The sequence below is a fragment of the Pseudomonas sp. S04 genome (genome assembly GCF_009834545.1).
Lineage (GTDB): Bacteria > Pseudomonadota > Gammaproteobacteria > Pseudomonadales > Pseudomonadaceae > Aquipseudomonas.
Genome location: NZ_CP019427.1, coordinates 4,190,183 through 4,211,844, shown reverse-complemented (window position 1 = coordinate 4,211,844; position 21,662 = coordinate 4,190,183). Strand labels below are relative to the sequence as shown.

Here is a 21,662-nt window from a genome sequence, read left to right as displayed (position 1 = left end):
AGTGCTTGGCGACAACCGAATGCTCGGAGGGAACGATAGTCGCTGCGCCAGGATCTAGACTTGGCCAGCCCCCAGGAAGAGATCGCCATGTACCGTTTCTTCGAGCAGCTCAGTGCGCGGATCGCCGCGCCCTTCATCGGCGACAGTTCACGCAACAGCAAGGTCTGGCCGTGTCGGTGCGGGCAGTCGCTGTTTTTTCGCAACAGCCAGTGCCTGGCCTGTTCCGCAGCCCTGGGCTACCAACCTGAGCAAAGCCGCTTGTCGTCGCTGCAGCCCGGCCCGCAGCCGGACACCTGGCAGTTGGACGCCGACCCTGGGGCTGGGCTGTTCCGTCGCTGCGCCAACCTCGATACCCCGGCAGCCTGCAACTGGCTGCTGCCGGCCGATGATCCGCAGTTGCACTGCATTGCCTGCCGCCTGAACCGGACCATTCCCGACCTGTCCATCGCGCAAAATCACGAACACTGGCGCAAGGTGGAGATCGCCAAGCGCCGGCTGGTCGCGCAATTGCTCGACCTCGGGTTACAGGTTATCGACCGGTCCATCGACGAAGAGCGCGGACTGGCCTTTGACTTTGTCAGCATCGATCTCGAAGGCAAGTCGCCGATGACCGGGCACGCCAGCGGCCTGGTGACCCTGGATATCCGCGAGGCTGACGACGCGCACCGCGAACGGGTGCGGGTGCAGATGGGCGAGCCCTACCGCACCCTGTTGGGGCACTTGCGGCATGAGGTCGGACATTATTACTGGGATCGCCTGATAGCCAACGGTCCGTGGCTCGAGGGCTTTCGTCAGGTATTCGGCGATGAGCGCACCAGTTATGCCGAGGCGCTGGAGCGGCATTATCAGCAGGGCGCCCCGGCGGATTGGCAGCAAAGCCACGTCAGTGCCTATGCCACCATGCACCCCTGGGAAGACTGGGCGGAAACCTGGGCGCATTACCTGCACATGATGGACGCGGTGGACACGGCGCTGGGTTTGGGCATGAGCGCTCGGCAGATGGACTTCGACTACCCGGCATTTCCTTGCAGCGTGCTCTATGACCCGCAGCACCCTGGCGGCGCGGCGTTCCTGTCGTTCGTCAATGCCTGGATCGAACTGGCAGGCATGCTCAACGAACTGTCGCGCAGCATGGGCCAGCCGGACTTCTACCCCTTCGTCCTGCCGCCAGCGGTCATCGGCAAACTGCATTTCATTCACCTGGTGATCCAGCAAGAGGGCGGCCGGGCCGACCAGGCAGTGCAAAGCCTGTAGCCCGCGTTACAGGGGGGCGCGCAATTTCCGTAGCAGCTGCCGAGCCCGCGAGGCTGCGTTCGGCCGCGCAGCGGCCGCCATGCGCTGAATCAGGTCCGTCAAGTGAGCAGGGGCGACGACGGCTAAGCCGCCGAACGCAGGCTGCGCCAGCGGATACACGTCCTGATCTTGCAGGGCTATCGCATGTCATTGAAGCGGCTCATTTTTTTTAATCCGCGGGAACGGTTGTAACTTCGTCTCAGATAGGTACAATGGCGCGGCTCGCCGACTGGTGAGTGTCGTTATGGTGACCCCATCGGTCCCCCCGCAACGATTACCCGTGAACCTGGTCAGATCCGGAAGGAAGCAGCCACAGCGGGAACATTGTGTGCCGGGGTGTGGCTGGTGGGGTTACCACCTTAACGCCTTGCTACAGCCTTGCTGGCAATCGCCAGTCCATCCGCGCTGTCAGCTTCTTCTCCTGAATCCTGCTGTTTGTTGCCCTCCGAGCGTTTCTCGGTCCAGGGTGTTTTCTGCTGTCTGCCCCCAGCGTCGTCGCTAACAGGTGCCGGGCTTTTTTGCGGGCGCGTGAACGACACAGCAGAGGCAGCGAAAAACGTTGCCTCTGCTGTTGGTTGTATGTGGCGCTAAGGCTTGGACAAGGCGTGATCAACCGCTGCGATCAGCTTTCCCAGATCCTTTGGGGGGGCTTTGTGTACGACACCAAACAGATAGGCTCGCTGTTCGTCTTCGTCGCCAAAGTCGGCGAAAAACACTTTGAGCTTCACTCCCAGTGCGCTGGCAAGCATGAACAGGGCTTCAACGCTGGGGGTATAGGTGCCGGTTTCGAAGCGGCTGATGGTTTTAGGGTCAAAACCGGTTCTTTCGCCGAGTTCAGCCTGAGTTAGCCCCGCTACCTTGCGATAACGTTTGATGGCTGGACCCAAACTTGAAATGTGCATCGCTCAATTCCCATTTAGAATCAAGAACTTAACGACAGATTTTGACATTGCACAACTGCATGATTCATCACCTTGCTTTCATATATGTGATGTATTTCGTAGAATTGGCGCTTGATACGAGCATTGGGTGGCTAAAGATCCGCAGTTGGGGCGATGTGAAACAGCCATCATTGCGCAGGTTTCCTCTGTACGGGAAGCGGCAAAAATGAACCAGATGGCTGGTTGAGTGTCGACCGTGCGGATTTTTGTCTGACTGGTTAGAAGCCTTTAAGGCTAGTTGGTCTTCGCCCGTTCGGGGGCCATCACCTGCTGTTCATGGAGTGTTAATGTGCATCTGAATATGCCAGCCCGCACGATTAAAAGGACTTTGCCTGCGCTGCCTCCCCGGCGGCGACCTGCCGAGCCATTCTGCTACGCCCCCCATACCTCTTCCAAGCGTTGCGCGCTGGTCGAGCGGTACTACCGCTAGCCACCACAGGCCGAACTCATGGACGAGAAATACCGCAGGGCGGTGGATGCAGCCGCCCTGTTTTCCGAAACCGACCTCAATGGTCGAATCACTTACGTCAACGACCAGTTCTGCGCGGTCTCCGGATACCGCCGGGAAGAGTTGCTGGGCGTTGATCACCGGCTGCTCAATTCCGGCCTGCACCCCGACGAGTTTTTCGCCACGCTGTGGCGCACTATCGCCCTGGGCAACGTCTGGAAGGGTGAACTGTGCAATCGAGCCCGGGACGGCAGCCTGTATTGGGTCGAAAGTACCCTGCTGCCGGTGCTGGACAAGGCGACCGGGCGGGTGCACCGCTACGTGTCGATTGGCTTTAATACCAGCGAGCAGCGCCAGTTGCTGCATTCGCTGCAATGGCGGGTCGGGCATGACGTGTTGACCGGCTTGCCCAACCGGGCGTTCCTCTCCGACCTGCTGGACCAGGCCCTGGACTGTTCGCGCATCGAGGAGGTACCGCTGGCGGTGTGCATGCTCGACCTGGACGGTTTCAAGGCGGTCAACGACGGCTATGGCCACGCCAGTGGCGACCTGCTGCTGGTGGAAGTGGCCAAGCGCCTGCGCAGTATCGTGCGCGGCGAGGATGTAGTGGCACGCCTGGCCGGGGACGAGTTTGTGCTGATCCTGCGCTATGTGCATGACGTCGCGGAGCTGCGTGCGGCGTTGAACCGGGTGCTGGGGGTGATCTCGGCGGCCTATTCAATCCAGGGCAAGGACATTCACGTCTATGCCAGTATCGGCGTGACCCTGTTCCCCCAGGACAACGAAGATGCCGAGACCTTGTTGCGGCATGCCGACCAGGCCATGTACGTGGCCAAGCAGAGCGGGCGCAACCGTTTTCACCTGTTTGATGTGGTACGCGACCGTGAGGTCAGGGCGACGCACCAGACCGTCGCCCGGGTGCGCCAGGCCTTGCTGGACAACGAGCTGTGCCTGCACTTCCAGCCCAAGGTGAATATGCGTGGTGGTGTCGTGGTCGGTTTCGAAGCCTTGTTGCGCTGGGAACACCCGGAGAAGGGTGTGGTGCCGCCCAGGGAGTTTTTGCCGTTGGTGGAAGAAACCGACCTGATCGTCGACATTGGCGAGTGGGTCATTGATCAGGTGCTGGCGCAGTTGGCACTGTGGCAATCGGTCGGGCAGCAGTGGCCGGTCAGCGTCAACATCGCGGCCCGGCATTTCCAGCGCACGGACTTCTTCGACCGGCTCAAGCAGGTGCTGGAGCGTCACGCCCGGGTCGCCCCCCATCTGCTGGACCTGGAGATTGTCGAGTCGATGGCGATCGAAAACATCCAGCATGTCACCACCTGCCTGCAGGCCTGCCAGGCGCTGGGGGTGAGGTTCTCGCTGGGGGATTTCGGTACCGGGTATTCGTCCCTCAGCTACCTCAAGCGCCTCAACACGCAAACCATCAAGATCGATAAATCCTTTGTCCGCGATATCTTGCATGATCGCGACGACCTGGCCCTGACCACCGCAGTGATCGGCCTGGCCAGGGCGTTTGGTCGAGAGGTGATCGCCGAGGGAGTGCAAAGCCTCGAGCATGGCCAACTATTGCTGAGCCTGGGGTGCGAAGTGGCCCAGGGATATTTCATTGCCCGGCCGATGCCGGCCAGCGAAGTGCCGGGCTGGGTCGCCGATTTTGTCGCGCCCAGCCAGTGGCAGGCGCTGGATGAGGCCATCTGAGCCTAGGGTGACGGTTCTTGAGAGCCGGTATACAGGCGGATGATGTCATCGATCTCGCCGGACATCTTCATGCGCAGCAGGGTCCGCAAAATGCGCTGCACCGGCAGGTCCGGATCGTTGCGCACGTAGCAGCCGACGTGCAGCTCCTGCAGGACCGCGACGGCGCGCAATTGCCGCTCCGGCATTAGACGTTGATTGAACCAGTCCAGGGTCCACTGGTTGCTGACCCCATACTCATTGCGCCCGGCCAGCAGCTTTTGCAGGACCTGGTCCTGGTTGCGGGCGTCGTCGCGCTTGAGTTGCCCGCTATCGAACAGCGGCTGCAGGGTAGGGTAGTGGTAGCTCAACACCGTGCCGATGGTTTGTGGTGCGAGGTCGGCCGGGACTACCCCGGTATGGTGGTGCTGGTTGCTGATCAGCAGGTCGCGCTGGAACCACAGGGGAATGCTCCAGATGTAGTCGCCGGACTGGTTGGGTAGCCAGGATTGCGCGGCGTAGCAACGGACGTCGATTTCCCCGTGCTCCATGGCGTTTTGCACGCGCGCGCGCGCCAGGACATGGAATTCGGCGGGCAAACCGACCTGGGTCGCCAGGCTCAGCATCACGTCATGCAGAATGCCCTGGGTCGGGCGACCGTACTCGATTTGCACCATGGGCATGGCCCAGCTGTCGGTGATCGCGAAGCGTAAAGGGCTGGGCGCGGCAAGAGTGCTGGCGCTGACCAATAACAATGCCCCCAAGGCTGACCGCATAAACACTCCAGCAAATACCGCCCGACGCCGATTAAAACGTCCCCCGAACACCAGCTTAGCCAGATTAGCCGAGCACACCGGATGCAATTTTGCCCTTGCTCCGCTAGCATTACCCGCTTCCGCTTCCCAGTCGCGACGGTTTTCGATGAGTTATCAGGTTCTTGCACGTAAATGGCGTCCGCGCTCGTTCCGCGAAATGGTCGGCCAGACCCATGTGCTCAAGGCTCTGATCAATGCCTTGGACAGCCAGCGGCTGCACCACGCCTATTTGTTTACCGGCACTCGCGGGGTGGGCAAGACCACCATCGCGCGGATCATCGCCAAATGCCTGAACTGTGAAACAGGTATCACGTCGACGCCGTGTGGCACCTGTTCGGTGTGCCGCGAGATCGACGAAGGGCGCTTTGTCGACCTGATCGAGATCGACGCCGCGAGCCGGACCAAGGTCGAGGACACCCGCGAACTGCTGGACAACGTGCAGTACGCGCCGAGCCGTGGGCGCTTCAAGGTCTACCTGATCGACGAAGTGCACATGCTCTCCAGTCATTCCTTCAATGCGCTGTTGAAAACCCTCGAAGAGCCGCCGCCCTACGTCAAGTTCATCCTGGCGACCACTGACCCGCAGAAACTTCCAGCAACGATTTTGTCTCGATGCCTGCAGTTCTCCCTGAAAAACATGACGCCGGAGCGCGTGGTCGAGCATTTGACCCACGTCCTGGGTGTGGAGAACGTGCCGTTCGAAGACGACGCCCTGTGGTTGCTCGGGCGCGCCGCCGACGGTTCGATGCGCGATGCCATGAGCCTGACCGACCAGGCCATTGCTTTCGGTGAAGGCAAGGTCATGGCGGCGGACGTGCGGGCTATGCTCGGCACGCTCGACCATGGGCAGGTCTACGATGTCCTGCACGCGCTGATCGAAGGCGACGCCAAGGCGTTGCTCGAAGGTGTCCGGCACCTGGCCGAGCAAGGCCCGGACTGGAATGGCGTGCTCTCGGAAATCCTCAATGTGCTGCACCGCGTGGCGATTGCCCAGGCATTGCCGGACGGTGTCGACAACGGACAGGGCGACCGCGACCGGGTGTTGGCGCTGGCCCAGGCCCTGCCGGCCGAGGATGTGCAGTTCTATTACCAGATGGGGCTGATCGGTCGACGCGATTTGCCGCTGGCCCCCGATCCGCGGGGCGGCTTTGAAATGGTCCTGCTGCGGATGCTGGCTTTCCGCCCGGCAGACACCGCCGATGCGCCGAGGCAGCCGCTAAAGCCAGTGGGGATCAGCCAGGCCACAGTTGATTCCGCTCACTCAGTGGCTGGCGCGGTACCTGTTGCGCCGGTCGTGGCCGCTGCGCCGCCGGTTGCCGCGCCTGCACCAACCCCTGCGCCTGTTGCACCTGTTGCGCCGGTGGTCGAGCCGGAGCCTGTGGTGCATGTGGCGCCTGAGCCGGCGGCCGCTGTCGAGGAGGTCGTCGATCTGCCCTGGAACGACCCGGTAGAGCCGGCGGCTGCGCTGCAACCGGCGGTCGAGCCGGTGCTCGAGACCGTCGCCGAACAGCCAGACCTGACACCGATGCCCGTTCCGGTGCCCGATAGCGTGGTGCTGGATGCGCCGGAATGGGCCGCCGCGCCGATTCCCGAGCCTTCAGTGGCCCAGGTGGATGCCGCCACCCCAGGTATGGACCTGGATGACGAGCCGCCGCTGGACGAGGATTACATTGAGCCGGACATGGACTCGGCGTACAGCTACCTCGATGAGCTCGCCAGCGAGCACACCGCCGAGCCTGCGCCGGCACCGGAACCCGAGCCTGCGGCGATGCCAGCCACCGGCCTGGCCCTACAGTGGCTGGAACTGTTCCCGAAACTGCCGATTTCCGGCATGACCGGCAGCATCGCCGCCAACTGCACGCTGATCGCCGTGGAGGGCGACCAGTGGCTGTTGCACCTGGACCCGGCCCACAGCGCGCTGTTCAACGCCACCCAGCAACGGCGGCTCAACGATGCCCTGAACCAGTTGCTGCAGCGCACCCTGACAATCAGCATCGAGCTGATCAAGCCGGAGCAGGAAACCCCGGCCCAGGCATCGTCCCGGCGCCGCGCCAACCGTCAGCGCGAGGCCGAGGATTCGATCCACGGCGATCCGTTCATCCAGCAGATGATGCAACAGTTCGGCGCAGTGATCCGTAACGATACTATTGAACCTGTCGAGGCTCTGGTCAGCCAGGGCTAACAAACTGAAGGTGCTCGGCCCACTGGTCCGGGCGCCGTTTTGATCCACGTACTTTTGAGGTGATTCCCATGATGAAAGGTGGCATGGCCGGCCTGATGAAGCAGGCGCAGCAGATGCAGGAAAAGATGGCCAAGATGCAGGAAGAGCTGGCCAACGCCGAAGTCACCGGTAAAGCCGGTGGCGATATGGTCACCGTGGTCATGACCGGTCGTCACGACGTCAAGCGCGTGACCATCGACCCAAGCCTGGTAGAAGGCCTGAGCGAAGATGACAAAGAGATGCTCGAGGCGGTGTTCGCGGCTGCGGTGAACGACGCCGTGCGCAAGATCGAGGCCAACAGCCAGGACAAGATGTCCGGCATGACCGCCGGCATGCAACTGCCACCGGGCATGAAACTGCCATTCTGATTCGCCTTCAGGCGGCAGATGAGTTACAAAAATGCCAGGCATAGCGCTTGGCATTTTTGTTTCTGGCTGACAGATATGTGTGGCTGACATGCCGCCATCGCGGGCAAGCCCGCTCCCACAGGATTCGCGGCGCTCGCAAAACCTGTGGGAGCGAGCTTGCTCGCGATGAAGTCACCCCGATGCAACTGAATAAACATCGAACGCCATACCGCCACAAAGGTCTGCTCCCTATATCACTGAACCTCAACGATCACAGGAGACGCTGCCATGTCCGACGCCATGACCCTCAACCAACGCATCGTGCTGGTGTCGCGCCCGGTGGGCGCGCCGACCCCGGAAAACTTCCGGCTCGAGCGCGAAGCCTTGCCCGATCTGGCCGAAGGCCAGGTGCTGCTCAAGACGCTGTACCTGTCGCTTGATCCCTACATGCGCGGGCGCATGAGCGACGCACCGTCCTACGCCGCCCCAGTGGCCATCGGCGAGGTCATGACCGGTGGCGCTGTCAGCCGGGTCGAGCGCTCGCTGAACCCGAAATTCCACGAAGGTGACCTGGTCGTCGGTGCCACCGGCTGGCAGAGCCACAGCATCAGCGACGGTCGGGCCCTGATCCCGGTGCCGTCCGGCTTGCCCAGTCCGTCCATGGCCCTGGGCGTGCTCGGCATGCCGGGCATGACCGCCTACATGGGGCTGATGGACATCGGCCAGCCCAAGGAAGGGGAGACCCTGGTCGTGGCGGCTGCGTCCGGGGCCGTGGGCTCGGTGGTGGGCCAGGTGGCGCGGATCAAGGGCCTGAAGGTGGTCGGCGTCGCCGGCGGCGCGGATAAATGCCGCTACGTGGTCGATGAGCTGGGTTTTGACGCGTGCATCGATCACAAGAGCGCGGACTTTGCCGAGCAACTGGCGCAGGCGTGTGGTGCTGGTATCGACATCTACTTCGAAAACGTTGGCGGCAAGGTATTCGACGCGGTCCTGCCGTTGCTCAATCCCAAGGCGCGGGTCCCGGTGTGCGGCTTGATTGCGCAATACAACGCGCAAGAGGCGCCACCGGGCCCGGACCGCATGCCGCTGCTGCAGCGCACGTTGCTGACCAAGCGGGTGCGGATGCAGGGGTTTATCGTGTTCGACGACTATGGTGATCGCCACTCCGAGTTTGCCAAGGCCATGGCGCCCTGGGTACGCGAGGGCAAGGTGAAGTTCCGCGAGGACGTGGTCGAAGGCCTGGAGCAGGCGCCCGAGGCCTTTATTGGCCTGCTGGAGGGGCGCAACTTCGGCAAGCTGGTGGTGCAGGTGGCCAAGGACTGACCGACCGATGAGCATTTGACGCTGGCCAGAGGCGCGGGTATAAACCGCGTCTCGTTGTTTTGTCGGACCTTTGCCCATGAGCTTCAGCCCTTTGATTCGCCAACTGATCGACGCCCTGCGCACCTTGCCTGGGGTCGGCCAGAAAACTGCCCAGCGCATGGCGTTGCAACTGCTCGAACGCGACCGCAGCGGTGGCTCGCGGTTGGCGCTGGCCTTGAGCCAGGCAATGGAAGGGGTCGGTCATTGCCGTCTGTGCCGTACCCTGACCGAAGAAGAACTGTGCCCGCAGTGCTCCGACACCCGCCGCGACGACAGCCTGCTGTGCGTGGTGGAGGGGCCGATGGACGTGTATGCCGTGGAGCAGACCGGCTTTCGCGGTCGCTACTTCGTGCTCAAGGGCCATTTGTCGCCACTCGACGGCCTGGGGCCGGAAGCCATTGGCATTCCGCAATTGCTGGCACGGATCGAAGACGCCGGTACCTTCAGCGAAATCATCCTGGCCACCAACCCGACCGTGGAAGGCGAAGCCACCGCTCACTACATCGCCCAGTTGCTCGCCAACAAAGGCTTGATCACCTCGCGTATCGCCCACGGCGTACCGTTGGGGGGCGAGTTGGAACTGGTGGATGGCGGCACGCTGGCGCATTCGTTTGCCGGGCGTAAGCCGATCGCGTTGTAATCCAGCATCTGGTTTGATGCCTTCGCGGGCAAGCCTTGCTCCTACGGGCATAAATCTGTTGAAAACCAAGCAAGCGCTCGGTTAACTTCGCTGAACCTTCAGTGGAGTTCGCCGATGCCTGCCTTCCAGGAATACTTCGATCCCAGCCATGAATTGGTCCGCGATAGCGTAAGACGTTTCGTCGAACGCGAGATCATCCCGGACATCGACCAGTGGGAGGAGGCCGAGGGCTTTCCTCGCGAGCTCTACCTCAAGGCTGGCGCGGCGGGCATCCTGGGCATCGGTTACCCCGAAGCGCTGGGTGGTAGCCACGAGGGTGACCTGTTCGCCAAGATCGCCGCCAGCGAAGAGCTGATGCGCTGTGGCTCCGGCGGGCTGGTGGCGGGGCTGGGATCGCTGGACATCGGACTGCCGCCGATCGTCAAGTGGGCGCGGCCCGAGGTGCGTGAGCGGGTGGTGCCGCAGGTGCTCAGCGGCGAAAAGATCAGCGCGCTGGCGGTCACCGAGCCTAGCGGCGGCTCCGACGTGGCCAACCTGCAGACCCGTGCTGTGCGCGACGGCGATCACTACCGGGTCAATGGCAGCAAGACCTTCATCACCAGCGGGGTGCGCGCGGACTTTTATACGGTGGCGGTGCGCACCGGCGACACCGGGTTCGGCGGCATCAGCCTGTTGCTGATCGAGCGCGACACCCCAGGGTTCAGCGTTGGGCGTCAATTGAAGAAAATGGGTTGGTGGGCGTCGGACACCGCCGAGTTGTTTTTCGACGATTGCACAGTGCCCGTCGGGAACCTGATCGGCGCCGAGAACATGGGCTTTGCCTGCATCATGGGCAACTTCCAGAGTGAGCGCCTGGCCCTGGCCCTCATGGCCAACATGACCGCGCAACTGGCACTGGAAGAAAGCCTGAAGTGGGCCCGCCAGCGCGAAGCGTTCGGCAAGCCCATTGGCAAGTTCCAGGTGCTCAAGCATCGCCTGGCGGAAATGGCCACGGCGCTGGAGGTGTCCCGGGAGTTCACCTATCGCCAGGCGGCAAAAATGGCTGCCGGGCAAAGTGTGATCAAGGAAATCTCCATGGCCAAGAACTTCGCCACCAACACCGCGGATCGGATCACCCACGACGCGGTGCAGATCCTCGGCGGGCTGGGCTACATGCGCGACAGCCTGGTGGAGCGGCTGTACCGCGACAACCGGATCCTGTCCATTGGCGGCGGCACGCGGGAAGTGATGAACGAGATAATCAGCAAGCAGATGGGGCTGTAGATTGCGCTGTGGCGGCTTGCCCGCGATGATCTCAGCACCGACACCGGCTACTGTTCGGACAAGGCAAACTGCGTCAGGCAGAACGTCGGGATGCCCATGTCTTCCAGGCGCTGCGAGCCGCCCAGTTCCGGCAGGTCGATGATCGCTGCCGCTTCGAAAATTTTCGCGCCCATGCGCCGGACCAGATTGGCCGCGGCAATCAGGGTGCCGCCGGTGGCGATCAGGTCATCGAACATCAGCACTGAGTCGCCTTCGCACAGGCTGTCGGCGTGGACTTCGAGGAAGGCTTCGCCGTACTCGGTCTGGTAACCCTCGGCCAGTACGTCGGCCGGCAGCTTGCCTTGCTTGCGAAACAGCACCAGTGGCTTGTTCAGTTGATAGGCCAGCACCGAGCCGATCAGGAAACCACGGGCATCCATCGCGCCGATGTGGGTGAAATCGGCCTCTACATAACGATGGGCAAAACTGTCCATCACCAGGCGCAGGGCCTTGGGCGACTGGAACAAGGGAGTGATATCGCGAAAGATCACGCCAGGCTTGGGAAAGTCGATCACGGGGCGGATCAGGGATTTGATGTCGAAGGAGTCGATGAGCATCGTCGAGATGTCCTGGCAGGCTGCAAATGCAGCAGTATAACGGCGGCCGAGCAGGTTCGCTCGGCCGCCCGTGCCTCCTCAGCCTTCGACAGAGCCGCCGGCCAGCGCGCACAGTTGGATCGGGTCGAGGATGTGTACTTCCTTGCCCTCGGCGGCGATCAACTGGTTTTGCTGGAAACGGGTGAACACCCGGGACACGGTTTCCACCGCCAGCCCCAGGTAGTTGCCGATTTCGTTGCGCGACATGCTCAGGCGGAACTGGTTGGCCGAGAACCCGCGTGCGCGGAAACGCGCCGAGAGGTTGACCAGGAAGGTGGCGATTCGCTCGTCAGCGGTCTTCTTCGACAGCAGCAGCATCATTTGCTGGTCGTCGCGAATCTCGCGGCTCATCACCCGCATCAACTGACGGCGCAATTGCGGCAGTTGCAGGGCCAGTTCATCGAGACGCTCGAAAGGGATTTCGCACACTGAAGTGGTTTCCAGCGCCTGGGCGGACACCGGGTGAGACTCGGTGTCCATGCCCGACAGGCCGACCAGTTCGCTCGGCAAGTGGAAGCCGGTGATCTGTTCTTCACCGCCGTCGCTGAGGCTGAAAGTCTTCAGGGCGCCGGAGCGCACGGCAAATACCGAATCAAATCGGTCACCCTGACGGAACAGGAACTCGCCCTTTTTCAGCGGACGGCCGCGTTTTACGATGTCGTCCAGCGCATCCATGTCTTCCAGATTCAGCGATAGTGGAAGGCAGAGGGGGGCCAGGCTGCAATCCTTGCAGTGAGCCTGGCTGTGAGCGCGCAGTTTAACTGGCTCGGACATTTCTTAGATCCTTGTGGGAAAAACACACATAAGACGTAAGGGTACCCCACGGGAGGACCCGGAGGCCAGACTGCGGCAACATGGCGCAGTCTATTTGTCCGTAGCCTGGGTCAAATCACTCGTGAAAAACGCTGGCGGTTCTGCTGTTCCAGGTATGCGTCGAACACCATGCACACCGATCGCACCAGCAGGCGCCCGGCCGGCAGGATCAGGATTTTCTCGCTATCGAGCTCAATCAGGCCATCAGTGGCCATGGCCTGCAACTGCGGCCAGAGCTCGCCGAAGTAGCCACGAAAGTCGAGGTTGAACTGCTGTTCGATGGTTGCGAACTGCAGATGGAAATTGCAGATCAACTGCTGGATCACCGCTCGCCGGATCCGGTCGTCCTGGGTGCAGACCAGGCCACGGCTGGTGCCCAGTTGGGAGCTGGCCAGGGCATTCTGGTACTCGTTGAGATCGCTGCTGTTCTGGCAGTACAGGTCGCCGATCTGGCTGATGGCCGAAACCCCCAGGCCAATCAGGTCGCAATGCCCGTGGGTGGTATAACCCTGGAAGTTGCGCTGCAGGGTGGCCTCTTCCTGGGCAATGGCCAGTTCATCGTCCGGCAGGGCGAAGTGGTCCATGCCGATGTAGCGATAACCGGCGGCGGTCAATTGCTCGATGGTGCGCTGCAGCATCTGCAGTTTTTCCGCCGGAGCGGGCAGGTCGCTGCTGTTGATCCGCCGCTGCGGCATGAAGCGCTCGGGCAAGTGGGCGTAGTTGAACACCGAGAGCCGGTCCGGCTGCAGGCTGATGACTTCCTCGACGGTGCGAGCGAAGTTTTCCGCGGTCTGCTTGGGCAGGCCGTAGATCAGGTCGATATTGATCGAGCGAAATTGCAGAGTGCGCGCCGCATCGATCACCGCACGGGTCTCTTCCAGGCTCTGCAGGCGATTGACCGCCCGCTGCACTGCCGGATCGAGGTCTTGCAGGCCGATGCTGACCCGGTTGAAGCCCAGTTCGCGCAGCAGGCCCATGGTCGACCAGTCGGCCTCGCGAGGGTCGATCTCGATACCGTAGTCGCCGGAGTCATCGTCCAGCAGGTTGAAGTGCTTGCGCAGTTGCGCCATCAGCTGGCGCAACTCGTCGTGGCTGAGGAAGGTCGGGGTGCCGCCACCAAAATGCAATTGCTCGACTTTCTGCTGCGGGTCCAAGTGGCAGGACACCAGCTGGATTTCCTGCTCCAGGCGTTGCAGGTACGGCAGCGCACGGCCACGGTCCTTGGTGATGACCTTGTTGCAGGCGCAGTAGTAGCAAATGTTCGCGCAGAACGGCACATGCACGTACAGCGACAACGGTCGCTGGGCCTTGCGACTCTCGCGCAGGGCGTGGAACAGGTCGAAGGAGCCGACCTGGCTGTGGAATTGCACCGCGGTCGGGTACGAGGTGTAGCGAGGTCCCGCCAGGTCGTAACGGCGGATCAGATCTGTGTCCCAACGAATGGCGTCGAGCATGCGGGCATTCCCCGGATAGGCTGGCAGTGACAGCGAGTCTAGGGGGTTGCCAACGTGGGCATGTTGACTTGTATCAAGGGGCGCAGCAGGCGCCGTGCTCAGTGCCCCATCAACCAATGCTGATGCGGCCCCGGCAGGGTCCAGATGCCGAACAGGATCACCAGCAGGCCACCCGCCATGCGCACGCTACGCTTGCGCAGCAGGGCGGTGACTCGTTCGGCGGCCAGCCCGGTGGCCAGCAGCACCGGCCAGGTGCCGAGGCCAAAGGCGAGCATCAGCAGCGCACTGTCCAGCGCATTGCCCTGGCTGGCGGACCACAGCAGGGTGCTGTACACCAGCCCGCAAGGCAGCCAACCCCACAGCGCACCCAGCAGCAAGGCGCGCGGCAGGCTCGAGACTGGCAGCAAACGGTTGGCCACGGGCTGGATATAACGCCACAGGCCACGGCCCAGGCCTTCGATGCGGGTCAGGCCGCTCCACCAGCCCGCCAGGTACAGGCCCATGGCGATCAACAGCAGGCCGGCGAGGATGCGCATGAACATCGCCGCCGGGCTGTTGGCCACTGCCCATCCCGCCAGGCCGATCAGCAGGCCGGCGGTGGCGTAGCTGAGAATCCGCCCGAGGTTGTACGCCAGCAGCAGGCGAAAACGCCGACTGCGTTGTTCCTTGGGGATCGCCAGGGTCAGCGCGCCCATCAGCCCGCCACACATGCCCAGGCAGTGGCCGCCACCGAGCAGCCCGAGGATCAGTGCCGAGACCAGCAGGGGTGCCAGTTCAAGCATGGGGTGGGGTCTTGTCGGTCGGCTTGGCCGGATCCGTCGGGTGGCCGTCGGCTTCGTTGATCGCCGCCTGGTGGTTAGGGTCCTGGTCGTCGAACAGGATGCTGTGGGCCGGTCCGTCGAGGTCGTCGTACTGACCGCTGTCGACCGCCCAGAAGAAAATGTAGATAGCGATGGCGACGATCAGCAGTGCCGCCGGGATCATCACGTAGAGAGCTGGCATCGGGACTCCATGCGCGCGCGGCTCAGGCCGGCAGCGCGGGGGTGTGTGGCGGGGTGCTTGCGGGCGCGCTCGGCAGGCGAGTCAGGCGCAGGGCATTGAGCACCACGGTCAACGAACTGATGGACATGCCGACCGCAGCCCACACCGGAGTGATCCAGCCGAGGGCCGCGAAGGGCAACATGAGGCCATTGTACAGCCCGGCCCATAGCAGGTTCTCGATGATTACCCGACGGGTCCGGCGGGCCAGGCTAAAGGCTTGCACCAGGGCGTCCAGGCGGTTGGACAGCAACACCGCATCGGCGCTGGTTTTCGCCAGGTCAGTGGCCGAACCCATGGCCACGCTGATGTCGGCGGCGGCCAGCACCGGCACATCATTGACCCCATCGCCGAGCATCAACACCTTGCGGCCTTGCTGTTGCAGTTGCTTGAGCACTTGCAGCTTGTCGTCCGGGCGCAAACCGCCCCGGGCTTCATCGATGCCCAGCTCGGCGGCCACGCTGGCGACCATTGGCGAACTGTCGCCGGACAGCAGCAGCGTACGCCAGCCCCGGGCCTTGCAGGCGGCGAGCAGGGCGGGGGCGTCACTGCGCAGGCGGTCGTCGAGGACCAGCCAGGCCAGTGCGCCGCTGCTGTCACCCAGCAGCAGCCACTGCCCGGCTTCCTCAGGCATGGCCGGCACCGCACAGCCGCTGAGCGCGCAGACGAAGGCCGGTTGGCCAATGCGCAGGCGCTGCTCGCCGACTCGCCCTTCGAGGCCCAGGCCTGGGCTGCTGAGGACTTCTTCGGCGGCCAGCGGGGCGCGGCCGAATGCGCGGGCAATCGGGTGTTCGGAACGGTTTTCCAGGGCGGCGGCGAGGGCCAGGCACTGGTCGCTGTCGAGGCTGGCCAGGGGCCGGATCGAGCGTAAGGCCAGGCGTCCTTCGGTGAGGGTTCCGGTCTTGTCGAAAATCACCGTGTCGATCTGGTTCAGGCCTTCGAGCACATGCCCACGGGTCAGCAACAGGCCGAGTTTGTGCAGGGTGCCAGTGGCGGCAGTCAGGGCGGTGGGCGTGGCCAGTGACAAGGCGCACGGGCAGGTAGCCACCAGCATCGCCAGGACGATCCAGAACGCCCGGGACGCATCCAGTTGCCACCACAGCAGGCCGATCACCGCGGCGGCCACCAGTGACAGCAGGAGGAACCATTGCGCGGCTTTGTCGGCGATCTCCGCCAGCCGCGGTTTTTCCGCCTGGGCCCGCTCCAGCAAGCGGACGATGGCCGACAGGCGCGTGTCCTGGCCGAGGGCCTGGACCTCGACGGTCAGCGCGCCTTCGACATTCAGGGTGCCCGCGGTGACCGTATCGCCACGTGTGCGGGCCTGGGGCAGGTATTCGCCGGTCAGCAGCGACTCATCGACGCTCGACTGGCCGTCGAGAATCCGCCCGTCAGCCGGCAGGATCGCGCCGGGGTGCACCAGCACCTGGTCGCCCAGGCGTAACTCGCTGAGCAGGATCCGTTCGCTTTGGCCATCGGTGCTCAGGCGCAGGCAGGAGGCCGGTAGCAGGTTCACCAGCTGCGCGGTGGCCGCGGCCGTGCGCTCCCGGGCCCGGCGCTCCAGGTAACGCCCGGCCAGCAGGAACAGGGCGAACATGCCGACCGCGTCGAAATACAGCTCGCCGGTGCCGGTGATCGAGGTCCAGATGCCCGCCAGGTAGGCGCCGCCAATGGCCAGCGAGACCGATACGTCCATGGTCAGGTGGCGGGTGCGCAGGTCGCGCATCGCCCCTTTGAAGAACGGCGCGCAGCTGTAGAACACAATCGGCGTGGTCAGGAACAGCGCGACCCAGCGCAAGATGGTGTGCAGTTCGGGGCTGAGGTCGATGTTGAATTCCGGCCATGTCGCCATGGTCGCCATCATCGCCTGGAACCACAGCAGGCCGGCTACACCCAGTTGGCGCAGGGCCAGGCGGTTTTCGCTGGCCAGTTGTTCGCTGGCGCGGTCGGCCTGGTAGGGGTGGGCGGCATAGCCGATGTGGCGCAATTCGCTGAGCACCTGACTCAACGGCAACTGGCTATCGACCCAGCGCACGTGCAGGCGATGGTTCGACAGGTTCAGCCGCGCCTCGGCCACGGCAGGCAGGCCGCGCAGGTGTTTTTCGATCAACCAGCCACAGGCGGCGCAACTGATGCCTTCCATCAGTAGCGTGGTTTCGGCCAGGTCGCCGTCGTGGCGGACGAAGGGTTGCTGCACGTCGGCGCGGTCGTACAGTGCCAGTTCGTCGACCAGTTGCACCGGCAAGGCTTCGGGGTTGGCCGAGGCTTCGCTACGGTGACTGTAGTAATGCTCCAGGCCACCGGCGACTATCGCTTCGGCCACCGCCTGGCATCCTGGGCAGCAGAGCTCGCGGGTTTCGCCGAGGATCACGGCAGTAAACCGGCTGCCAGACGGGACGGGCAGGGCGCAGTGGTAGCAGGGGGTTGGGCTGGTGGTCATGGGGTAATCACTAGTACCGCTGGATCTCTATCGTCGGATAGGGCCGCTTCGCGGACAAACCCGCTCCCACAGGGATCGTTGGCGAGCTCACGACCGCTGATCAACTGTGGGAGCGAGCTTGCCCGCGAATGCGCGAAGCGCAGTTTTTAGTTCTTCAGGTCTTCGGCGCCTTGCAGCGGTTCGTCACCCAACAGCAGGTCCTTGTCGTGGCTGACCTGTTCTTCTTCGAACATGCGCCAGATGTGATCGTCCTGGCTGCCGAGCAATTCGACAAAGCGGCGGCCTTCGACCTTGTCGGTCACCTGGCCGATGTAGCGGCCTGGTTCGGTTTCGCTGCGAGTCAGGGTGATCTTGCGGTCTTTCTCTGGCTGGGTCGGCGAGATCAGGTTCAGCTCCAGGGTCTTGGGCTGGCTGTTGCCGGTCAGGTGCAGGTCGACTTCGCCGGTGACCCCATCCAGGTGCACGCTGGCGCGCAGCAGCAGGGTCTGGGCCAGCAGTTCACGGTCCAGGGAGCGGTTGATGCCTTTGCCAGCCTCGTAGTAATTGTCGTTGACCAGGTTGTCCGGGTTGTTCACCGCGATGGTCACCATCGACAGGGTCAGCGTCACCGAACAGGCCAGGATCGCGATGATGATCCAGGGCCAGAGGTGCTTGTACCAAGGGCTGGTGGCATTTGCTGCAGGCATGATGACTTCTCTCAACGAATTTGTGGGCCGATGAATCGGCTCTTGGCTTCAATGTGGACGCTGTCGTCGTCGGCATCCTTGAGGATGAATTTCACCTCGTTGGTGCTCGACGGCAGTTGCTCCGGTGCACTCGACAACTCGACCGGCATGCTGAAAATTTCCCCGGCGGCGACCTTGATCTCACGCTTGCCTTGCAGCTTGAGGTCCGGCAGGCCGGCGGCTTCCAGCAGGTAGGTATGGTCGCGCTGGTCCTTGTTCATGACTTTGAGGCTGTAGACGTTCTCGATCCGCCCTTCGCCGTTCTCGCGGTACAGCACGCGGTCCTTGCTGACGTCGAAGCCCACCAGTGGGCGCATGAAGAAAGCGGTCACCAGGAGGCTGATCATTGCCAGCAACACCAGCGCATAGCCGATCAGGCGCGGTCGCAGTTTATGGGTTTTCTGGCCGGACAGGTTGTGCTCGGTGGTGTAGCTGATCAGGCCACGGGGGTAGTCCATCTTGTCCATGATGCTGTCGCAGGCGTCGATGCACGCGGCACAGCCGATGCATTCGATCTGCAGGCCGTCGCGGATGTCGATGCCGGTCGGGCACACCTGTACGCACATGGTGCAATCGATGCAGTCACCCAGGCCCTGGGCCTTGTAGTCCACGCCTTTTTTGCGCGTGCCACGGGCTTCGCCACGGCGCGGGTCGTAGGAGACGATCAGGGTGTCCTTGTCGAACATCACGCTCTGGAAACGTGCATACGGGCACATGTAGATGCACACCTGCTCGCGCAACCAGCCGGCGTTGCCGTAGGTGGCGAGGGTGAAGAAGCCGACCCAGAAGTACGACCAGCCATCCGCCTGGCCGGTGAAGAAGTCGATGACCAGCTCACGAATCGGCGAGAAATAGCCGACGAAGGTCATGCCGGTGACGAAACCGATCAACAGCCACAGGCTGTGTTTGCTGAACTTGCGCAGGAACTTGTTGGCGCTCATTGGCGCCTTGTCGAGCTTGATGCGCTGGTTGCGGTCGCCTTCGGTGACCTTCTCGCACCACATGTAAATCCATGTCCAGACGCTCTGCGGGCAGGTATAGCCGCACCAGACGCGTCCGGCGTAGACGGTAATGAAGAACAGCCCGAAGGCGGCAATGATCAGCAGGCCCGAGAGCAGGATGAAGTCCTGCGGCCAGAAGGTGGCGCCGAAAATGAAGAATTTGCGTTCAGGCAGGTTCCACCACACGGCCTGGTGGCCGCCCCAGTTGAGCCACACCGTACCGAAATACAGCAGGAACAGCCCGGCACCGCCCATCATCCGCAGATTGCGGAACAGGCCGGTGAAGGCGCGGGTGTAGATTTTTTCTCTTGAGGCGTAAAGGTCGACGCTGTTGTTCGCGTTCTTGGCAGGTGGTGTAACGTCGTGTACCGGAATCTGATTGCTCATCATTGCATCCCACGGCAGTGGAAAAATGCCTCGGTCAGTACGTGCCGACCGCGGTCAAAAAGGCTGTTGCAGTGGCGCAATGATACGCCTGAAGCTCTAGCGCAAGGGTGCGACCTTTGGTCGCGTTGGGGAAAATGGAAGGATGGTGTAGCAAATGTAACAAATCATGATGCAGGTCAATTGACTCTAGCCGATTCCCCTTTTTCCTTGGCTGCCTGCACATGATTTGGCTCGGGGAGGGGTGTGCGGCGGGTTGGCGCAGCACACCGGTTACCTGTGTAGTTCACTCCGATGATGCGCTGGCGTCAAGGAAGGTTACCGCCTCCGAGAGAATCCAGCCCACCGGTACCGCGTTTTTTATCAGCGGCGCTTTCAATGTCCGCGGAGCGTACTCGGCGCTTTTGGGTATCGGTTTTGTTAGTCTTAGTCGCTCCCTTTGGAGGACGAATCTCGCAATTGATCGTTTGTTCGGTGTTGTTGGGTTCGTTATCCGTGGTGTTGTTTTTGCTCATGTCATAACTTCCTTGTTTGTTGGCCCACTGTTTTGTCAGCGTTGATCGTAGTGGCTGGAATATGATTATTTAGCCATTGATCAAGCTGAGTGAGAAGTTATCAGTTGGCGCGAACCTGATCTATTGCTTGTTGATTTCAAGGCGTGAAATTTGTAGTGCATGATGTTTGTAAAAACGCTCCCCAGCCTATGATAGGTGCTTCTGGTCCGCAGCAGCCTTGGGGGAACGTTCGCCGATGGCAATAGTGTGGATGCCGTTATTGATTAACGGAGTTGTTGTCTTTAATCAGGGTGGTGAAAGTTTTTATATTGAATTGGTGTTCGAGGGTGAATGGGGGGGCGTGATGTGCGGCCCGGGTAATACCGTTGCTTGAAACAGTCGTTAACCAGATCGATGAAGTTGTCCGCGTATTCAACTAACCGGGAAATGCAAACGGCCCCGCCAATTCTCATTGGCGGGGCCGTTTCTTGTTACTTCAAGCGTTTGCCTTACTCGGCGTCCGCTGCCTTCTCGCCGTGCGACAGGCTGTAGACGTAAGCGGCCAGCAGGTGAACCTTGTCGTTACCCTGCATTTGCTCTTGCGCAGGCATCTGGCCCTGACGGCCGTAACGGATGGTCTGCTGCAGTTGAGCAAAGCTCGAGCCGTAGATGAACGCGCCCGGGTGAGTCAGGTCAGGTGCACCCATTGCTGGCGTGCCTTTGCCCGCTGGGCCGTGGCAGGCCACGCAGTTGGCGGCGAACAGCTTCTGGCCAGCAACCGGGTCGGCTTTGCTGCCTTCTGGCAGTTTGCGGCCATCGAGGTTGGTCAGGACAAATGCCGCAACGTCGCTGACGCCTTGTTCACCGATCACTTCAGCCCAGGCTGGCATCACGGCGTGACGACCGCCGAGGATGGTGGCCTTGATTTCTGCTGGCGAACCGCCCCAGCGCCAGTCGGCGTCGGTCAGGTTCGGGAAGCCATAAGCACCCTTGGCGTCGGAGCCGTGGCAAACCGAGCAGTTGGAGGCGAACAGGCGGCCACCCATCTTCAGGGCTTGTGGGTCCTTGGCGACCTCTTCGATCGGCATGGCAGCGAACTTGGCGAAGATCGGACCGAACTTGGCGTCCGACTTGGCCATTTCCTTTTCCCACTCGTGAACGCCGGTCCAGCCGGACTGGCCGTTGGCGAACGGGGTCTGCTTCTCGTTATCGAGGTAGCTGTAACCCGGCAGCAGGCCTTTCCAGTTGCCCAGGCCCGGGTACAGCACCAGATAACCCAGGGCGAAGACGATGGTGCCGACGAACAGCATGAACCACCATTTCGGCAGCGGGTTGTCGTACTCCTCGATCCCGTCGAAGGAGTGGCCAACCGTCTCATCTGTCTGCTCGCTGCGCTGGCCCTTGCGGGTCGACAGCAGCAGCCAGGTCAGGGCGAAGATGGTACCCAGACTGAGGACTGTGACGTACAGACTCCAGAACGTAGTCATTCTTTGTTACTCCTAGAAGCTTGCTCGACGTGCTTGATGGCTTCGGGATCATCCGCGAAAGGCAGCAAGGTCGCGTCTTCAAACTCGGACTTGCGCTTGGGGCTGAACACCCACAAGGCCAGACCGATAAAGGCAACCATCACGACAACGGTGCCCAGGCCACGAATCATCCCGATATCCATCTAAA

At 62.2% G+C, this 21,662-nt stretch carries 20 protein-coding genes and 1 other RNA gene; 8 read left to right on the top strand and 13 right to left on the bottom strand.

What is annotated here, in order from left to right; genetic code table 11:
- The first annotated feature begins 87 nt into the window (after positions 1–87).
- Complete coding sequence (locus tag PspS04_RS18555; RefSeq protein ID WP_159998878.1) at positions 88–1,254, top strand: zinc-binding metallopeptidase family protein; 1,167 nt, start codon at positions 88–90, stop codon at positions 1,252–1,254.
- A gap of 293 nt (positions 1,255–1,547) precedes the next feature.
- Positions 1,548–1,644: signal recognition particle sRNA small type (gene ffs, locus PspS04_RS18550), an RNA gene on the top strand.
- A gap of 236 nt (positions 1,645–1,880) precedes the next feature.
- On the opposite strand, the gene PspS04_RS18545 is transcribed toward ffs, so the two are convergent.
- A complete protein-coding gene (locus PspS04_RS18545; protein ID WP_095165396.1) occupies positions 1,881–2,195 on the bottom strand; it encodes a helix-turn-helix domain-containing protein in 315 nt (104 codons plus the stop codon).
- A 487-nt stretch (positions 2,196–2,682) separates the two neighbouring features.
- Here PspS04_RS18545 and PspS04_RS18540 point away from each other — a divergent pair, with 487 nt between their 5' ends.
- Entirely contained in the window at positions 2,683–4,383 is a 1,701-nt protein-coding gene (locus PspS04_RS18540) for a putative bifunctional diguanylate cyclase/phosphodiesterase (RefSeq protein ID WP_095165394.1), read from the top strand.
- Positions 4,384–4,385: 2 nt separating this feature from the next.
- Here the strand turns inward: PspS04_RS18540 and PspS04_RS18535 are convergent, their stop codons facing one another.
- Entirely contained in the window at positions 4,386–5,135 is a 750-nt protein-coding gene (locus PspS04_RS18535; protein WP_159997080.1) for a substrate-binding periplasmic protein, read from the bottom strand.
- Positions 5,136–5,280: 145 nt separating this feature from the next.
- Here PspS04_RS18535 and dnaX point away from each other — a divergent pair, with 145 nt between their 5' ends.
- The 5 genes from dnaX to PspS04_RS18510 all read left to right on the top strand — a co-directional run bounded on the left by dnaX (position 5,281) and on the right by PspS04_RS18510 (position 11,007).
- A complete protein-coding gene (gene dnaX, locus PspS04_RS18530) occupies positions 5,281–7,356 on the top strand; it encodes a DNA polymerase III subunit gamma/tau (protein ID WP_159997078.1) in 2,076 nt (691 codons plus the stop codon).
- 68 nt (positions 7,357–7,424) lie between these two features.
- On the top strand, positions 7,425–7,763 hold the full coding sequence (locus tag PspS04_RS18525) for a YbaB/EbfC family nucleoid-associated protein (RefSeq protein WP_008028561.1): 339 nt from the start codon (positions 7,425–7,427) through the stop codon (positions 7,761–7,763).
- Between the two features lie 267 nt (positions 7,764–8,030).
- Positions 8,031–9,065, top strand: a complete 1,035-nt coding sequence (locus PspS04_RS18520; protein ID WP_159997076.1) for an NADP-dependent oxidoreductase — start codon at positions 8,031–8,033, stop codon at positions 9,063–9,065.
- A 76-nt stretch (positions 9,066–9,141) separates the two neighbouring features.
- Positions 9,142–9,744 carry a recombination mediator RecR gene (gene recR / locus PspS04_RS18515; protein ID WP_095165387.1) on the top strand — a complete coding sequence of 201 codons (603 nt, stop codon included), beginning with the start codon at positions 9,142–9,144 and terminating at the stop codon, positions 9,742–9,744.
- Between the two features lie 114 nt (positions 9,745–9,858).
- A complete protein-coding gene (locus PspS04_RS18510; RefSeq protein ID WP_159997074.1) occupies positions 9,859–11,007 on the top strand; it encodes an acyl-CoA dehydrogenase family protein in 1,149 nt (382 codons plus the stop codon).
- A 47-nt stretch (positions 11,008–11,054) separates the two neighbouring features.
- Here the strand turns inward: PspS04_RS18510 and PspS04_RS18505 are convergent, their stop codons facing one another.
- The 11 genes from PspS04_RS18505 to PspS04_RS18455 all read right to left on the bottom strand — a co-directional run bounded on the left by PspS04_RS18505 (position 11,055) and on the right by PspS04_RS18455 (position 21,657).
- Positions 11,055–11,603 carry an adenine phosphoribosyltransferase gene (locus tag PspS04_RS18505; protein ID WP_095165383.1) on the bottom strand — a complete coding sequence of 183 codons (549 nt, stop codon included), beginning with the start codon at positions 11,601–11,603 and terminating at the stop codon, positions 11,055–11,057.
- Between the two features lie 78 nt (positions 11,604–11,681).
- Complete coding sequence (gene fnr, locus PspS04_RS18500; protein ID WP_095165381.1) at positions 11,682–12,416, bottom strand: fumarate/nitrate reduction transcriptional regulator Fnr; 735 nt, start codon at positions 12,414–12,416, stop codon at positions 11,682–11,684.
- A 110-nt stretch (positions 12,417–12,526) separates the two neighbouring features.
- Complete coding sequence (hemN, locus tag PspS04_RS18495) at positions 12,527–13,909, bottom strand: oxygen-independent coproporphyrinogen III oxidase (protein ID WP_159997072.1); 1,383 nt, start codon at positions 13,907–13,909, stop codon at positions 12,527–12,529.
- A 98-nt stretch (positions 13,910–14,007) separates the two neighbouring features.
- Entirely contained in the window at positions 14,008–14,691 is a 684-nt protein-coding gene (locus tag PspS04_RS18490; protein ID WP_159997070.1) for a sulfite exporter TauE/SafE family protein, read from the bottom strand.
- A complete protein-coding gene (gene ccoS / locus PspS04_RS18485; protein WP_095165375.1) occupies positions 14,684–14,911 on the bottom strand; it encodes a cbb3-type cytochrome oxidase assembly protein CcoS in 228 nt (75 codons plus the stop codon). The genes PspS04_RS18490 and ccoS overlap by 8 nt, the downstream gene beginning before the upstream one ends.
- Positions 14,912–14,933: 22 nt before the next feature.
- The gene (locus PspS04_RS18480) at positions 14,934–17,384 is read right to left on the bottom strand and encodes a heavy metal translocating P-type ATPase (RefSeq protein WP_159997068.1); all 2,451 of its coding nucleotides are present in this window, start codon (positions 17,382–17,384) and stop codon (positions 14,934–14,936) included.
- A gap of 146 nt (positions 17,385–17,530) precedes the next feature.
- On the bottom strand, positions 17,531–18,070 hold the full coding sequence (locus tag PspS04_RS18475; RefSeq protein ID WP_159997066.1) for a FixH family protein: 540 nt from the start codon (positions 18,068–18,070) through the stop codon (positions 17,531–17,533).
- Between the two features lie 11 nt (positions 18,071–18,081).
- Positions 18,082–19,497, bottom strand: coding sequence for a cytochrome c oxidase accessory protein CcoG (gene ccoG, locus PspS04_RS18470; protein WP_159997064.1), 1,416 nt, complete (start codon positions 19,495–19,497; stop codon positions 18,082–18,084).
- Between the two features lie 305 nt (positions 19,498–19,802).
- On the bottom strand, positions 19,803–20,009 hold the full coding sequence (locus PspS04_RS18465) for a hypothetical protein (RefSeq protein WP_159997061.1): 207 nt from the start codon (positions 20,007–20,009) through the stop codon (positions 19,803–19,805).
- A gap of 488 nt (positions 20,010–20,497) precedes the next feature.
- Positions 20,498–21,475: a cytochrome-c oxidase, cbb3-type subunit III gene (gene ccoP / locus PspS04_RS18460; protein WP_095165367.1), complete on the bottom strand. Its 978-nt coding sequence runs from the start codon at positions 21,473–21,475 to the stop codon at positions 20,498–20,500.
- A complete protein-coding gene (locus PspS04_RS18455; RefSeq protein ID WP_003175465.1) occupies positions 21,472–21,657 on the bottom strand; it encodes a CcoQ/FixQ family Cbb3-type cytochrome c oxidase assembly chaperone in 186 nt (61 codons plus the stop codon). The genes ccoP and PspS04_RS18455 overlap by 4 nt, the downstream gene beginning before the upstream one ends.
- Between the last annotated feature and the right edge of the window lie 5 nt (positions 21,658–21,662).